Origin of the sequence: Pseudomonas sp. PAMC 26793, assembly GCF_000313235.1 — a bacterium.
In the GTDB taxonomy this organism is placed as follows: domain Bacteria; phylum Pseudomonadota; class Gammaproteobacteria; order Pseudomonadales; family Pseudomonadaceae; genus Aquipseudomonas; species Aquipseudomonas yamanorum.
In genome coordinates, this window is record NZ_AMXG01000058.1 from 55,627 (window position 1) to 71,845 (window position 16,219).

General features: G+C 61.2%; 10 protein-coding genes. 5 read left to right on the forward strand and 5 right to left on the reverse strand.

The genetic code is table 11. The features are described 5' to 3' along the window. Window positions 1-93: 93 nt before the first annotated feature. Window positions 94-708 carry a dTMP kinase gene (locus D109_RS0130745; protein ID WP_026078329.1) on the forward strand — a complete coding sequence of 205 codons (615 nt, stop codon included), beginning with the start codon at window positions 94-96 and terminating at the stop codon, window positions 706-708. Here the strand turns inward: D109_RS0130745 and D109_RS0130750 are convergent. Then, complete coding sequence (locus D109_RS0130750) at window positions 691-6,147, reverse strand: WGR domain-containing protein (RefSeq protein WP_017480291.1); 5,457 nt, start codon at window positions 6,145-6,147, stop codon at window positions 691-693. The two genes, D109_RS0130745 and D109_RS0130750, sit on opposite strands and share 18 nt — an antisense overlap. Next, window positions 6,135-7,337, reverse strand: a complete 1,203-nt coding sequence (locus D109_RS0130755) for a M48 family metalloprotease (protein ID WP_017480292.1) — start codon at window positions 7,335-7,337, stop codon at window positions 6,135-6,137. The genes D109_RS0130750 and D109_RS0130755 overlap by 13 nt, the downstream gene beginning before the upstream one ends. 273 nt (window positions 7,338-7,610) lie before the next feature. Here D109_RS0130755 and D109_RS0130760 point away from each other — a divergent pair, with 273 nt between their 5' ends. From D109_RS0130760 to D109_RS0130775, 4 genes are read left to right on the forward strand one after another with little or no spacing between them, the layout of a single operon-like run. Beyond that, window positions 7,611-8,021, forward strand: a complete 411-nt coding sequence (locus D109_RS0130760; protein ID WP_017480293.1) for a cytidine deaminase — start codon at window positions 7,611-7,613, stop codon at window positions 8,019-8,021. A gap of 54 nt (window positions 8,022-8,075) precedes the next feature. Further along, window positions 8,076-9,341, forward strand: a complete 1,266-nt coding sequence (locus D109_RS0130765) for a NupC/NupG family nucleoside CNT transporter (protein WP_017480294.1) — start codon at window positions 8,076-8,078, stop codon at window positions 9,339-9,341. Window positions 9,342-9,351: 10 nt separating this feature from the next. After that, complete coding sequence (gene deoA, locus D109_RS0130770; protein WP_017480295.1) at window positions 9,352-10,659, forward strand: thymidine phosphorylase; 1,308 nt, start codon at window positions 9,352-9,354, stop codon at window positions 10,657-10,659. Further along, on the forward strand, window positions 10,656-11,882 hold the full coding sequence (locus tag D109_RS0130775; RefSeq protein WP_017480296.1) for a phosphopentomutase: 1,227 nt from the start codon (window positions 10,656-10,658) through the stop codon (window positions 11,880-11,882). The genes deoA and D109_RS0130775 overlap by 4 nt, the downstream gene beginning before the upstream one ends. A gap of 226 nt (window positions 11,883-12,108) precedes the next feature. Here D109_RS0130775 and D109_RS0130780 read toward each other — a convergent pair whose 3' ends face one another. From D109_RS0130780 to D109_RS0130790, 3 genes are all read right to left on the reverse strand, one after another. Then, a complete protein-coding gene (locus D109_RS0130780; RefSeq protein WP_017480297.1) occupies window positions 12,109-13,353 on the reverse strand; it encodes an OprD family outer membrane porin in 1,245 nt (414 codons plus the stop codon). Between the two features lie 101 nt (window positions 13,354-13,454). Further along, window positions 13,455-14,759: a CitMHS family transporter gene (locus tag D109_RS0130785; protein WP_017480298.1), complete on the reverse strand. Its 1,305-nt coding sequence runs from the start codon at window positions 14,757-14,759 to the stop codon at window positions 13,455-13,457. 121 nt (window positions 14,760-14,880) lie between these two features. Beyond that, window positions 14,881-16,206, reverse strand: a complete 1,326-nt coding sequence (locus tag D109_RS0130790; protein WP_017480299.1) for a dicarboxylate/amino acid:cation symporter — start codon at window positions 16,204-16,206, stop codon at window positions 14,881-14,883. Between the last annotated feature and the right edge of the window lie 13 nt (window positions 16,207-16,219).

Consider the following 16,219-nt stretch of genomic DNA (forward strand, 5'->3'; position numbering starts at 1 on the left):
ATGCGTCCTTTGGCCGGATTTTGAGAACCATCAGCCAGAAATTCAGATACAGTTCATCCGTTATCAACCGTTAGTTGAAGAAGGAATCGTCCGCTGTTTGTTTCTCTGGATGGGCCCAAGGGCACCGGCAAAACCACGCTGCTGGAAGCCGTTACCAAAGCACTGAGGGCGGACAACAAAAAGGTGATCCGGCTGTGCGAGAGAAAAAGCGATCCCTACCGAAGTGAAACAATGGCCCTCGTCAACCAACTCGCCAGAACGCCCAGCCGGGAGTTGGAGTGGGAGGTTTGTAAGCGATTCGCTGAAAGCCGTGCCTGGATTTCCCGGCACGTGCTGACTCAACAGCCGCCAGGCAGCATTGTCTTGATTGACCGCTGGTACCCGTCGGATGCCGCGTTTCGCCGGGGAGTCCCGCTGGCAGACATCCTGCACCTGAACATTGATCGAAACGTGCAAGTGCCGGACCTGCATGTCGGCGTGGTCACCGATCCCGAGATTTCATGGGCAAGGGCCGCTGCACGCCGGCGCGGGCTGAGCAGCACCGTGATCCACAAGCTGGAAGAACACGTCGCCTGTACCCTGGCGTTCGAGCGAGCGGTTGCGGATCACGGCTGGGTGTTATGCCGTAATGAAGGAACCCTTGACGACGCGACACGGCAGGTCGTTTCCGAGATTTATAACGTCCTTGAATCATCCCGGTGTGATTGATCCCGTCTGCTCTTGATAGCCTTTGCGCAGTTTCTCCGCGATCAGCTTTTCCGCTTCGCGCACTGCGCGTTCGGGGCTGTCGAGGGACTTGATCAAGGTCTGGCCCTTGGTGCCGATGCGACCGAAGTTCACCACCACGTCCGCCTCCGTGACGCCGATACGCCAGAACTTGTTGGAGTTGCCTTCACCAAAGGTGAACTCACGCATCGGGGTCTGTGCTTCCGGGGTAGACGGAGCCTCGACCTCAACGGTTTCCGGTTCCACTGGCTGTTCAGGTTCTGGCAGCGCGGGCGCCTCTTCACCCCGTAGCAGCGCTTCAATCTGATTCAGCACCTCTTCCGGGGCCCGCAGCCAGTCATGGCTGAGCACGTCGATAATCTTCCAGCCGAAGCTGCGCAGCACGGTCGGGCGGAAGATATAACGCTCACGCACGTCAGTCGCGGCCGCCGTATCGCCGTCCAGCAGCACGCCCAGGCTGAAGTGTTCACCGCTGGCGTCACTGATCGCCAGGTCGCAGCGAAACTGCGAACGCCCGACGTATTCCTGCACCGTATGTCCGCGTTTACGCAACGCGGCGGCGAGGGCGCTGCGCAGGCTGTCCTTGGGCAGGCTGACGGCAAAGGATTGCTTGGCGCCTGGATTGAGGTTGGCAAGGATGCCCTGGGATCGCGGTGCGTCGCCGTTGGCGCTGGCCTGGGCGAACTGCAGGAACCCGCGCAGTGCAGCGGCACCGTCGTTGTGGGTGTTGGTGATGGCGTCCGCTTCAATGCTGGAGACAATCGCCATACGCTTGCGTGCACGGCTGAAGATTACGTTCAGGCGTTTTTCCCCGCCGCGCTGGTTGATCGGGCCGAAGTTCATCAGCATCTTGCCGTTCGGTCCTGGTGCGTAGCAGATGCTCAGGATGATCACGTCGCGTTCATCCCCCTGGACGTTCTCCAGGTTCTTGACGAACAGCCCGTTGAACTGCCCGGCGTCTTCACGCACATATTCTTGCTCAAGGCGCGTGGCAAAGGCCGAGTCACTGGCGGCCAGGTCCTCCAGGGCCTGCTCGATGGCGCCTTGCTGGGCTTCGGAGAAGGCCACGATGCCCAGGCTCAGGCCGGTCTCGCGTTGCAGCAGTTCGCGCACCAGGTTGGCGATGTAGCGTGCTTCGGCCAGGTTGCTGCGACTCAGGTAGACGCCATCGCTCATCTTCAGAAAGCTGATCGGGCTGTCGAGCAGCGTATTGGCGCCCTGAATCACCGCCTGGGCATCCATGGAGTCCAGCGCCGCCTGGGCCGGGGCCGGGCGCTCGATACGCCGGTCGGGAATGGTGATCAGCCGGCCTTCATAGAACGCCGCGTTGGAGAAGCTGATCAACGCTTCATGGCGGCTGCGGTAGTGCCAGGCCAACAGGGTTGCCGGCAAATTACGCGCGGCCTGGCTCAGCAGGCTGTCGGCGTCGAGGTTGATTGCAATCTGCTCGCCGTCCTCCATGGCAATCAGTTCGTTATCGTCCTGTTCGCCGGCGCTGGAGAAGAAGTTGGTGGGTGGCAATTGCATCTCGTCACCCACCACGATCACCTGTTGCGCTCGGCTCAAGGCCGGCACGGCTTCTTCACTGGGGATCTGACTGGCTTCGTCGAAAATCACCACGTCGAACAGGTCCGGGGTCAGCGGCAGCGTGTCGGACACCGACAGCGGGCTCATCAGCCAGATAGGCTTGAGGTCGTTGATCACGCGGCCACTGTCACCACTCGCCATTTCACGGATGGAGCGATAACGCATGGTCTTGCCCAGCTCGTGTTCCAGTTCACGGCGGCCCTTGGCATAGGCTTTCTTGAACTCACGGGCCTGGGCGTCCAGCTGAGTCACCGACATCGCCGATTGCTTCACGTGTTCCAGGAAACGCTGGTGCAGCGTGGCGCTGAGCACATGGGCGTTGTGTTTGAGCAGGCTGCTTTCAGCCTGGCTGACCTGCCGCGCGGCCAGGCTCAAGGCCGGGCCATCGAAGCGTGCCAGTTGCGGGTTGGCACGATACAGGCGGGTCAGGTTTTCCTGGGCAATCAACCCATCCAGCGCCTTTTGCGCCAAGGCGTGCTGTTGCACGGCCAACAGGCAGACGGGGTCGGCCTGGTGCAGCTCATTGAGCAGGGGCAGGGTGTCGGGCAGTTCGTCGAGTTCTTCACGCAGGTCGCGCAAGAATTCGGCCAACTCGCCCAGGCTCGGTGCCGGTTCGAACACGCAGTGCTGCGCAACCAGCTCGGCCAGGCGCGCAACCGGCTGGCGCAGGCTGGCTTCCTGGCGTACGCCCGGCAGGGCGTTCGGGTTACCGCGCAGGCCTTCGACCCACTGGCGCAATAACGGTGATGTGCTCAGTTGCTGGAGCAGGGCTTGCAGGTTTTGCACGAACAGGTCGATGTCCTGGATGCCGTAGTGACTTTGCAGGCGCTGCTGCTCGGCCTGCAACTCCGCGGTAGCGCGGTGTTCGCCGGCCAGGTTATCGAGCACGCTGCGGTAGCTGGGGCGCACCGCGTGCTGGCTGAAGTCGTAGCGCCGTTGCAGCTCGCCGCGCAGCCGCCACCAGGACGGTTGCAGCCAACGCAGCAACGAGCCTTCCAGGCGCTGCACCAGATCCTGTGCGGCCTGGGTGTCCTGGGGCGCGAGTTTGTCGCGCCAATGGCGGGTGGTTTCAGCGGCGTTGTGTTGTTGCACGGTCAGCGTTTGCAAAGCGGCTTGTTCGGCCTGCAACGCCTGGGAACCGGGTGAGCCCGGTTCCAACAGGTCGAGGTGCGATGCCAGGTTGGCGCCGGTCAGTTGTTCGGCTGCCTGGGTCAGCACCCGCGCATCCGCCAGGCGGGTGTCACTGGACAGCAGGCTGGAGGATGACTCCAGAAACGGCTCGACGCTGTCCATCAGCCCACCGGCTTCATCCAGGAACGCCTTGAGCTGGCCATAGGCATGTTCGTGGGTAATGAGGCTTGAGGCCAGATGGCTGAAAGGGTGACGCGCAAAACTGTCGAGGCCGAAGCGCTCATTGATCGCCTGATACAGGCGGCCAGTCAGTTCGCTTTGCGCCTGCCAGTGACGCCATTCGGGCAAGCGTTCCAGAACTTCGGGCGGCAGCTTGGCAGCCACGGCCGGCAGGTCGATCAGATGCCGCACCAGCTCGCGCACGGAGCAGGCCAGCGTTTCCGGCACCTCGGTCATGGCCTGTTCAAAGCGCTCGATCAGACCCAGCTGTTGGCCCAAGGTAGCCAGTGTGGCGCTGCGTCGGGCCTGCAACTGCGACGACTGGGCATCGCCGGCTATCCAGCGCTCATAGCATTCGCGCAGGTTGCCCACGAAGGCCTTCTTGTCGGTCTGGGAGTCGTGAATCAGGCAGCACAACTCACCCAGCTCACTCTGTTGCAGGCGATGGAACACCACATCCAGTGCCGCGCGCTTTTCGCACACGAACAGCACCCGCAGGCCGCGCCCGGCATAGTCGGCGATCAGGTTGGTGATGGTCTGGGACTTGCCGGTACCCGGCGGCCCCTGAATGATGAAATTGCGCCCGGTGCGGGCCAGGCTGACGGCGGCATTCTGCGTCGCATCGCCGGCCACCACGTTCCATTGTTCCGGCAACGGGATCGGGTCCGGGGCCTGGACTTCCACCTCCCGCGGCTCAATGGAGAACATCCGGTCAAACGCTTCGTTCTGCGCCGGCTCGTCGATCAACTGCGCGTAATCGCGCACCAGCGACATTTTGCGATAGTTGAAGTTGGCCAGGGTGACCTGGGTCAGGTCGATGTCCCAGGCGTAGCGATGCCCCTGATTCTCGGGCAAAGCGTAGGTGCTGTTTTCAGTGCTGCGGGCGACCATTTGTGGATGATGGTCGCGCAGCGAAGGTTTGCCACCTACCGCCATGCGCAGCGGCAACACGCTGGGCAGGACTTTTTGCTGGAACAGTTGCAGGCCCAACGGGCGGTAGTCTTCGCGGTCGTAGCTGAAATCCGGCTTTACCAACGGCATGGCCGAGCGCTGACGGGCGCGGCGCCGCTGGAAGTGCTGCAGGTGCTGCACCGCCTTCTGGTGGATCAGTTCGATTTGCGGTTTGCTTTGCAGGCGTAAATCCACGCCGGGCTCGGTGAGTTTGATCTGGCGGGCAATATCCGCGTGGATTTCTTCAAGCGAGGTTTTTTGCAGGTCGACGGTTTCCGGCAACTGGATATCGTAGAGCTGGCGCAACTGATGACGCAGTACCGGGTTGAATTCGGCCTCGGTCTCATCGCACTGCAACATGAACTGGTCGCGCACACCTTTTTTCCGGCTCAGCTCCACCGGGAGCCACAGCAGCGGGGTAACGATGCGTTCTTCCGGCGTGTCCTTGAGGTTGTGCCAGCGCATGAAGGCCACCACCAGGCGCAGGTTGCTGAAGCCGAACTCGGCACGGTCGCGGCGGGTTTCCTGAATGATGCGTTCCAGGGACGCCTGCAGCCAGGTCTGGTCTTCAAACCGCAGCCATTGCTGCAGGCCAACCGGCTTGCCGCTCAACACCTGCTCGGAGAAACCACCGAAGGTAGGCTGCCAGGTGCACAGCGATTCAGGTCGGATGCTTTCAATCCGCATCACCAGCGGCACGCTGGCCACGGTCAGGTTGACGTTGGCCTGGGTCGGCCGGAAGTGCAGCAGGCGATTGCGCCGCGACAGGTCAAACAGCCGGTTGCGCAGGTGTTCCAGCACCACCGTGCGCCGCGACGCCGGGCCTTCGGCCTGAGCCAGCACACGCTCCACATCGAGGCTGGCCGGCTGCTCGCGCCAGGACTCCAGGCGCCGGGCCAGGGAACCGACATCGGTGGCGCGCTCGTGCCGGTTGAGTTCGGTCATCTCGACGATCAGGTTGGCCAGCACCGGGTTGAGCCGGCTGTTGAGCTGGAACAGGTTGCGCCGGTGCCGAGCAAACGTCTTTACGTCATTGATATCGGCAAAATCCAGCCCGCAGGCCAGGCACGCCAGCAACTGCCCGAGCTGGAAAATATCGGTGATTTCGTCGTGATGCCCGAGACGATGCTCCCAACTGTGCAAGTCCGTGAGGAACACCGGGCGGTCGATGGCCTGGTGCGGGTCTTCCTGCACGTGCAGGTCGGTAATGGCCACGCCACTTTCGGAATCCCGGGTCAGGCGCACGGTACCGACGATATTAAGGGCCGACTCCGGATTGGGCTGCACCTGCTTGATCGCCTCCAGCGCCAGGCGCGGCGGCACGCCCTCGAGGTTGCGCAGTTGCAGGGTGCGCTCCGGCCCCAGCATTACGTTGAGGTAGCTGAGCTGGGCAACACGCCCCTGTTCATGCAGTTGCGCCACCTGGCGCAGCAGCGGCAACGCGAGGAACACCACATCGTCGATGGGCACGGCAGCGCCATCGTGGCTTTGCAGCAATTGAGTGAAGGTGACGGGTTGGGTTATTGGGTCCATGTGTCGACCTCCGCTTTGAGCGCGCGAACGATAGGGTCGAGCTCACGTTTGGGTAATTTGATATCGCGCTTGAGCACGTTGATAAAGTCGTCGGCGCTGCCGAGCTTCTTCGCGGTGCGCGCGGCATGCATTAAAGCGTCGTCGCGCAGGTCGCGGTCCACCAGGCTCAGGTCGAGCATGATGAAGTGCAGGTATTCGTGGATGCTCGCGTCGATACGTTCGGCATTCAACGTGCCAAGGTCCAGGGGCGTTTCAGTGTCCTTCCAGTCGGGAAAGAACCCCCGCACCTGATTGAGCACAGCGTCTGACTGCAACACCGACGCACTGATAAAGCTGGCGATAAAGCCGCGGGTGAGGGCGGTCAGCTCCACCTGGTCGGTCACATCCAGGCGACTGAGCGACAACGGCCCACGCAACCGGCGGTGCAGCCAGGCGTCCGTCTCCGGCAGCTGCTGCCACCAGCTGTCTACGGCCTGGGAACGCAGAAACGCCTCCGGGTGCGATACGCCCTGGGACAGCTGCGCATCCTTGCCATCCAGTTCACGGGCCTGCTGCAAATAGCTGGCCGCATCGACACTGACAATCCCGGTGTGAATCTTCACCAGGGAGGTAATGGACGCTTCTGGCCCACTGGCCACCAGCGCCGCACCACGGTCGGCGTAGATCTCGGTGTGCAGGCTATATAAGCGCGCGGTCTGTTCCAGGCTGGGTGGCGTGTACACGTCAGCCATCGCGTGATTCAGTATCCGGTCGGCGGTGAGAAAGTCACCGTCGTGCTTCGACCACAGACGGTAATGGGCCAGCTCATGCCCCAGCAGCGCCAGCAACTCCTGGGCGTCGAGCCGTTCAAGGATCGGCCCGTAGAACACCACATGCACTTCGCCAGCCAGGTAATACAGGCTCGCATTCATCGCGCCATCGCCGGCCTGGTAAAGCGTGGCTGGGGCCTGGATCTGCAAGCACTGCAACGCCGTCTCGCAAGCCTGATAGGCCTGCGGATGAGTCTCGGGGCTCAGGCGGTAAGTGTCTCGCAGCAATTGCGCGCGCATATCCTGGGCATGTTCCTGCTGAACCCCGAGGGACGAGGCCCAACTCCACACCGCAGGTTCACTGGCTTTCAGGTAATCGACTACCTGCTGGTGGTAAGGCAGTGGCGTCAGGCTGCTGATGTCCAGCGCGGGGGTACTCATCGTTCAAACGTCCTTGAGGATACGGCTCCATAAGCTGCGCCTGGGCTGGCATCCCGGTATCAGTGGTCGGCAATAAACGCGGAGCATACCTAGGGGAGGGGGAAATTACTTGTGAAAACTACACATCCCGCGTGCGCCGGGAGTGTTCAGGCCATTCCGCCAGACACCTTTGTGCACCCGTGCAAAAAAAGATTGAATAATCACATCTATTGTTATTTAAATAACACCACAAGAGCGTCACGGCCTCCCTGGCTGTGCTCGCAACAAGATGGGATGACCCTGTGCATGACAATTGAAGAGCGTTTGATGGAACAGGCAAAGCGGGCCGCCGAGAGCACGTACTCGCCTTACTCCCATTTCCCGGTCGGCGCGGCGTTGCTGACCGCCGACGGCGAGGTGGTACAGGGTTGCAACGTGGAGAACATCTCTTACGGGCTGACCAACTGTGCCGAGCGCAGTGCCTTGTTCAGCGCCATCAGCCAGGGCCATGCGCCGGGCAGTTTCAAGGCTATGGCGGTATATGCACCCAACGTTTCACTGATAAGCCCTTGCGGTGCCTGCCGCCAGGTGATGCTGGAGTTGATGGCCAAGGATGCGGTGGTGATTTGCCAGGGCAGTGACCCGGCCGCCACGCGCACCTGGACCCTCGCGCAATTGCTGCCGGGCGCCTTCGACGCTTTCTAATCCTGGGCAGGCCTTCGGGCCTGCGTCCGCTTGGTCCATTGTTGAGACGCCTGCATGATCAGTCTTGTCGGAATAGCGACCCTTATTCTCATTGCCATTGCTTTATCCCATCAGCGACGCTCCATCAACTGGCGCACCGTCTCGGTAGCGTTTCTGATCCAGGTGTTGATCGGCGCTTTTGCCCTGTACGTGCCTTGGGGCCAGACGGTGCTGGCCTCGCTATCGGGGGCGGTGGCCTCGCTGCAGCTGTACGCGAACAAAGGCATCGAGTTTCTGTTTGGCGGCCTGAGTTCGCCGCACATGTTTGAAGTGTTCGGCAGCGGTGGGTTTGTGTTCGCGATCCGGGTATTGCCGATGATCGTGTTCTTCGGCAGCTTTATCTCGGTGCTGTATTACATCGGCGTGATGGGCTGGATCATACGGTTGGTGGGCGGCGCCCTGCGCCTGTTGCTGGGCACCAGCCGCATTGAGTCGATGGTGGTAACCTCGGCGATTTTCATCGGCCAGTCGGAGGTACCGCTGGTGGTCCGGCCCTTCATTGCCAAGCTGACGCGCTCGGAGTTATTCGCGGTGATGGTCGGTGGTTTCGCGGCGGTGGCCGGCTCGGTGCTGTTGGGTTACGCCGGGCTGGGAGTGGAGCTCAAGTACCTGATCGCGGCGTGTTTCATGTCGGCACCGGGGGCGCTGTTGATGGCCAAGCTGATGGAGCCGGAAACCGAATCAGCCCGCACCGAACAGGTGATCGAGGAGCTGGGACAGGCCGAGAATCGCCCCACCAATATCATCGATGCTGCCGCCGAAGGGGCCCAGGTTGGCTTGCGCCTGGCCTTGTCCGTCGGTGCCATGTTGCTGGCATTTATCGCGTTGATCGCCCTGTTCAACGGGCTACTGGGCTGGGCGGGCAACTGGTTTGGTTACCCGCAGTTGACCTTGCAACTGGTCCTCGGCCACGTGCTGGCGCCCATCGCTTTTCTGCTCGGGGTGCCATGGCACGAGGCGGTCATGGCCGGCGGTTTTATCGGTGAAAAACTGGTCCTCAACGAGTTCGTCGCCTATGCCGACCTGGCCAACTACCTGACCCCGGCCAAGGCCGCCGAAGCCGGTGTGCCGCTGTTGTCGGTCCATACCCAGGTAATCGTCACCTTCGCCCTGTGCGGCTTTGCCAACCTGTCTTCAATTGCCATTCAACTCGGTGGCCTGACCGGTATCGCCCCGCAACGCCGTCAAGAATTGGCGCGGCTGGGCCTGCGGGCCATGATCGGCGGCACGCTTTCCAATCTGATGAGTGCGGCGATTGTCGGCTTTTTCATCTCGCTGTAAGGAGCACAGTATGTGGTTGCCACAAGAAGTGATTCGCCGTAAACGCGACGGGCACGCCCTGGCCGCAATGGACATTCAACGGTTTGTCGCCGGCATTGCCGACGGCAGCCTCAGCGATGGGCAGGTCGCGGCGTTCGCCATGGCGGTTTTTATCAAGGGTATGGATGTGACCGAGCGCATCGCCTTGACCGAAGCGATGCGCGACTCCGGCCAAGTATTGAGTTGGCATCTGCCGGGGCCGATCGTGGACAAGCATTCCACCGGCGGCGTCGGCGACATGATCAGCTTGCTGCTGGCGCCTTTGCTGGCGGCCTGCGGCTGTTACGTGCCGATGATTTCCGGGCGTGGCCTGGGGCACACCGGCGGCACCCTGGACAAGCTCGAGAGTATCCCCGGTTACGACTGCCAACCCAGCCCTGAACGTTTGCGCACGGTGGTGGCCGAAGTCGGTTGCGCCATCATCGGCCAGACCGCCAACCTGGCGCCCGCGGACAAACGTTTGTATGTGATCCGCGATGTGACCGGGTCGGTCGAGTCGATTGATCTGATCACCGCATCGATCCTCGGCAAGAAGCTCGCCGCCGGCCTCGACGTGTTGATCATGGATGTGAAGACCGGCAACGGCGCATTCATGGCCGAGCCCGAACAGGCGCGCGAACTGGCTGCGAGCATCGTCGCCGTGGCCAACGGTGCCGGGGTCAAAACCCGCGCCCTGATCACCGACATGAACCAGCCGCTGGCCCGCAGTGCCGGCAATGCCCTGGAGGTTGCCGAAGCGGTGGCGCTGCTCAAGGGCGAGGTGCGCAGTGAACGCCTGTGGGCGGTGACCCTGGCCCTGGCGACCGAGGTACTGACAATGGCCGGCCTGGCAAGGGATGAGGCTCAGGCCCGTGATCAATTGCTTCAGGCCTGGCAGAGCGGGGCAGCCTTGCAGCGCTTCGAGCAAATGGTCAGTGCCCTGGGTGGCCCGCAGGGCTTTACCCACAACCCCGATGCGCATTTACCCAAGGCTGCCGTGTCGATGCCGGTGTGGGCCGAGGAAGAGGGCTGCGTCAGCGAGATAGACACCCGGGCGGTGGGCTTGGCGGTGGTGGCATTGGGCGGCGGGCGCAGTCATCCAGACGACGTGCTGGACCTGTCGGTCGGCTTCAGCGAGTTGGCCTTTGTCGGTGAACAGGTGAGCGCGCAAAGGCCCTTGGGCTGGGTACACGCGCGCAATACAGAGCAGGCCGGGCAGGGTGCATCCGCCTTGCGCGCAGCCTATCGGTTAGGCGGTAACCTCCTGGCCGAACGCAACTTGATCCAGGAAATACTATGAGCAAGGCCATCGTGTTGGTGCTGGATTCGTTGGGCATCGGTGCCAGTGCCGACGCCGCCCTCTTTGGCGACTCGGGCGCCGACACCTTGCGCCATATCGCCGAGGCGTGCGCCCGTGGCGAAGCGGATGGGCCGTTGCGCCGGGGGCCTTTGTCCCTGCCGAACCTAGGACGGTTGGGATTGGGGGCTGCAGCGGCGGCCAGTGGCGATGGCCCGTTGCCGGGCGACTGGGGCGACGCTGCACCGAGCGGTGCCTTCGGCCATGCACGGGAGCAATCGTCTGGCAAAGACACACCGTCCGGGCATTGGGAAATGATGGGCGTGCCGGTGTTGTTCGACTGGGGTTATTTCGAAAAGCCGGTCAACTCCTTTCCGCCACAGTTGCTGGCCGACCTGATTGAGCAGGCAGGCTTGCCGGGCATCCTGGGCAACTGCCATGCCTCGGGTACCACGGTGCTGGACGAATTGGGTGAGGCACACATCCGCAGCAAGCAGCCGATTTGCTACACCTCGGCCGACAGCGTGATGCAGATCGCCGCCCATGAAAGCCATTTCGGGCTGGAGGCGCTGTACCGGGTATGTGAAATCGCCCGCACTTTGTGTGATGAATACACCGTTGGCAGGGTGATTGCCCGACCGTTCACCGGGGAACACGCGGGTGAGTTTCGCCGCACCGGCAATCGCCGCGACTACACCGTGCCACCGCCGTCGGCGACGTTGCTTGACCGTCTGTGCGAAGCCGGCGGCACCGTGCATGCGGTGGGCAAGATCGGCGACATTTTCGCGCACCGGGGCATCAGTCGCTTGTACAAGGCCGACGGCAACGACGCGCTGTTCGATGCCACGCTCAAGGCCTACAGGGAAGCGCCAGACAACAGCCTGGTGTTTGCCAACTTCGTCGACTTCGACATGCTCTACGGGCACCGCCGGGACCTGGCCGGGTATGCGGCCGCGCTGGAAGCGTTCGACCGCAGGTTGCCGGAGTTATTGGCGTTGATGGACCCGCAAACGTTACTGGTCATCAGCGCCGACCACGGTTGTGATCCTTCTCGTCCGGGCAGCGATCACACCCGCGAGCATGTGCCTGTATTGGCTTATGGTGCGGGCGTGGCGGCGGGGTGGTTGGGTGAGCGTGAAAGCTTTGCTGATATTGGCCAGACGGTGGCGGCGCATTTGGGGTTGAAGCCGTTGGCGTGTGGAACCTCTTTCAGAAGGGCCCCGTGACCAACACGCGTGAGCCGGAGCGTTCAACATCATAGCCCTGCCAGCGTCTACATCGCCTTGCAGGCTTTTCAACGACACGCCCCCCGCAGACAGGTCCTCGGTCAGGGTGCCCAACTGCTCTGTTCGGCCACCTGGGTGACGGATGTATTCAACGCCCGGGCCATGCTGACGATCTGGCTGACCAGACCGTGAAACTTATCGGCAAAGGCGTTGAACGATTGTCGACCTACCAGAGGGCGATGTCATAGGTGAGGTAGAGGCGATTGCTGTCGCGCCCCCGGGAGAACTCAGAGCGGTAGACATAGTTGCGCATGCGCACACCCAGCCCCTTGAACGTACCCGCCTGTACTACGTAAGCCAGCTCGGTATCACGCTCCCATTCCTTGACCGTGGTCGTGGACTTACCGTCATTGCCGCTCAGGTAGCGCGCGGAGAAGGTCAAGCCGGGCACGCCGACGGCAGCGAAGTTGTAGGCATAGTTGAGCATCCAGGTCTTCTCGTCTTCCTCGATGAACTTGCCGATGCCTGCGTTGCTGAATGAATACACGGTCGCGCCGCTGATGTAGGGCAAACCGGCATCGCCGCGAAGGGTCTGATAGCCACCGCCGACGGTGTGGCCGGCGATCGCGTAGGCCAGTTGGCCGCTGAGCATGTCATTGTCGATTTTGCCTGCATACGCAGAGCCGCTATCTGCGCTGTTGAAGTAACGCAGGTCGCTGGTGAGTACGCCACCCGCCAGTGGCAGGTCGTACTGAATGCCAGCGAAGTTCTGCCGGTAGAAGTTTTCGAGCTCGCCATAGAAATAGCTCAGGCGGATATTTTTGCCCCACTTGTACTCGGCCCCGGCGTAGTTGAAGTCTCCCGACTTTGCCCCGCTATAGCCATCAGGCACGATGGGCACGCTGTTGGTGGAGTCGCGTAATTTGAATCGGTCCAAGTGCCCGCCGGTGACTGTCAGGTTCTCGATGTCGGTGCTGCTGACCTGGGTGCCCTGGTAGGTCTGGGGCAATAAGCGTGCATCGTTGTAAATCAGCACCGGCACCTTGGGCAGCAAGGTGCCGTACTTGACGGTGGTTCTCGCGAACCTGGCTTTTGCGGTAGCGCCGGCGCTGGCAAACTCGTCGGCCGCTCGCCCGTCATCATGCACCGGCATAAGCCCGGTACCACTGCGACCGCGCCCTGAATCGAGCTTTACGCCATAGAGACCCAGGGCATCCACGCCGAAGCCGAGGGTGCCCGCGGTAAATCCGGACTGATAGTCCAGCAGGAATCCCTGGGCCCACTCGGTCCGTTCGCTTTTTGCCGTTCTGGCGGCTCGTGCACTCAAGCCGTGCTCGTCACGAAAGTTCTCGTTGAAATACACATTGCGCAGTTGCAGCTTGAGTTTGCTGTCATCAATAAAACCTTCGGCGTTGGCGCCCGCGACGGGGACCAAGCCTAACGCGCAAAACAAAGCTCGACGGGTATACATAGGGTTCATGGCAAATGACTCGTTGTTGTTATTTTGGATGCACGGCTACACCCGCGCCCTGAGTGAGGCGCGTTGAAAGTCAGCAGGGGTGGGTGGGTGAATTATTTAAACAGGCTAATGGCGCCGGTCAGCAAGGCCAGTGCAGTGACGACCAGGGAGGTCAGCACTGCCCATTTGACGGTGGCTTTCTGGAAGTCGCCGATGTCGCGATCGACCATGCCTACCAGCAAAAGGGTCGAGGCAACCAACGGGCTCATCAAGTGCACGGGCTGTCCCAGAATCGAGGCGCGCGCGATTTCAATCGGGTCGATGCCATACGCCGCGGCGGCATTAGCCAGGATAGGTACGACACCAAAATAGTAGGCGTCATTGGACAGCACGAACGTCAGCGGCATGCTGGTGATCGCGACGACCAGTGGAAACAGGTGGCCCCAAGAGGGTGGGATCCAGTCGACGAGGGTCTGTGCCAGAGCGTCGACCATCTTGGTACCGGAAAAAATACCGGCGAAAATACCGGCTGCGAATACCAGCAACACCACCGTCATGGCGTTGCCCGAATGCGCCAGAATGCGTTCTTTCTGGATGTCCAATTGCGGGTAGTTAATCATCAGCGCAAGCACGAAGCCGATCAGGAACAAGATCGCCGAGTGCATCAACCCCATCACCAGAGCCGCCATCACCGCAATCACCAGCACCAGATTGACGTAGGCCAGCCTGGGGCGTTTGTGAGGCGTGTCCTCAAGAATCGCGTTGATGTAGCAATCGCCGCCACCGCTTTGCAGTTGCACGTTGCCGATACGCTTGCGTTCGGCTCGCCCCAGCAGGAAGGCTGTGAAAACCACCCACATGGCGCCGCCGATCATGGTCGGCAGCAACGGCACGAAGTACTCGCCGGCATCCAGACCCAGCGCGGCGATGGCCCGTGTAGCGGGGCCGCCCCAGGGGGTCATGCCACTCATGATGCTCAAGGACAGCATGGAGATGGTGGCCAGGATCATCGGGTTCATACCGATACGTTTATACAGCGGCAGCATCGCAGCACAAGTGATCATGTAGGTCGTTGTGCCATCGCCGTCGAGAGCGACCAGCAACGAGAGCAGGGCAGTGCCCACCGCGATCTTCATGGGGTCACCATTGACGCGCTTGAGGATCTTGCGGATCAGTGGATCGAACAGGCCCGCATCGATCATCAAGCCAAAGAACAGGATCGCAAACAGCAGCAATGCGGCAGACGGTGCGACCATTTTCAGGCCATCGAGCATCATCTTGCCGGTGGTGCCGCCGAAACCGCCGATCACCGCAAAAACGATAGGCACTACGGTGAGTGCGACGATCGGCGACAAGCGCTTGGTCATGATGAGGAAGGTGAATACGACTACCATGGCCAAGCCAAGGAAAGCGAGCATAGGACGGTTCTCTTGTTGTTATCGTAATGGTGACAAATGCCAAGGCGCACGAGCCCTGGCCCACCGGGCTGCACAACGGCGCCTGGCGGGGTCGGCGGTTCAGTCAAGTCAGGGGAGGGCGTTATCCGGTCTTGCTGGACGCCTTTGCGATCTTCAGGTCTTCCCAGGCATTTACGGGTGCCGCAGAAGGTTTTGCGTCGAGCATCCGGTTCAGCGTTTCGCGGTGGCAGGCATTTTCGGATATCGAAATCACCACCGTCGCGACTGCGTTGCTGGCCAGGCTGGTCAGGGCGCGCGCTTCAGACATGAAGCGGTCTATCCCGATCAGCAACGCCAGGCCGGCCAACGGGATGTCGTGAATGACCGTCAGGGTCGAGGCGAGCGCCACGAACCCGCTGCCAGTCACGCCGGCGGCTCCTTTGGAGGACAACAACATGATCGCCAGCATGGTGATGATTTGCGTAAAGCTCAGGTCAATGTTGCAGGCCTGGGCAATGAAAATCGCCGCCAACGACAAATAGATGGCCGTACCGTCCAGGTTGAACGAGTAGCCGGTTGGAAGTACCAGGCCCACGACGCCTTTCTTGCAGCCTAACGCTTCAAGTTTTTCCAGCATGCGTGGCATGACAGGTTCCGTGGAGGACGTCCCTAGCACCACCAGGAATTCTTCGCGAAAGTAGCGCAACAGTTTCCACAGGCTGAAGCCATTGCTCCGGCAAATGCTGCCCAGCACCACGAACACGAAGAAGCCGCAGGCGATGTACAAGGTCATGATCAACTTCGCCAGCGAACCCAGCGAAGTGATGCCGTACTGGCCAACGGTGAATGCCAAGGCCCCGAAGGCACCGATCGGCGCAAAGCGCATCAGGTAAGCGAAGATCTTGAAGACCATTTGCGAGGCGGATTCGAGCACGTCGAGCACCGGTTTGCCGCGTTCGCCCAGTGAAGACAAGGCAAAGCCGGACAATACCGCAATAAAAAGTACCGGCAGCACTTCCCCTTTGCTGAAGGCACCGATAAAGGTGTCGGGGATGATGTGCATGAAAAACTCCACAACCCCAAGCTTTGCAGCCGACTCCGTGTATTGGGCCAAGCCTTTGGTGCTCAGTTGGCTGGGATCAATATTCATGCCGGCGCCCGGCTGGAACACGTACACCGCCACGAGGCCAATCACCAGGCTGATCACCGTCAGGCAAAAAAACAGCAGCATGGTCTTGCTGAGCAGGCGTCCAAGCGAGCGTTTGTCGCTCATCCCGGCGATGCCGGTGACGATGGTGCAGAACACCACGGGGGCAATCATCATCTTGATGAGCTTGATGAACGCATCACCCAATGGCTTGAGTGCGATGGCCTGCTGAGCCCAGAAATGGCCAACCACGATGCCCAGCACCACGGCGCAGAGAATCTGGAAGTAGAGCGATTTAACAACTTTCATGGCATCACCCATTTTTAGAATTGTG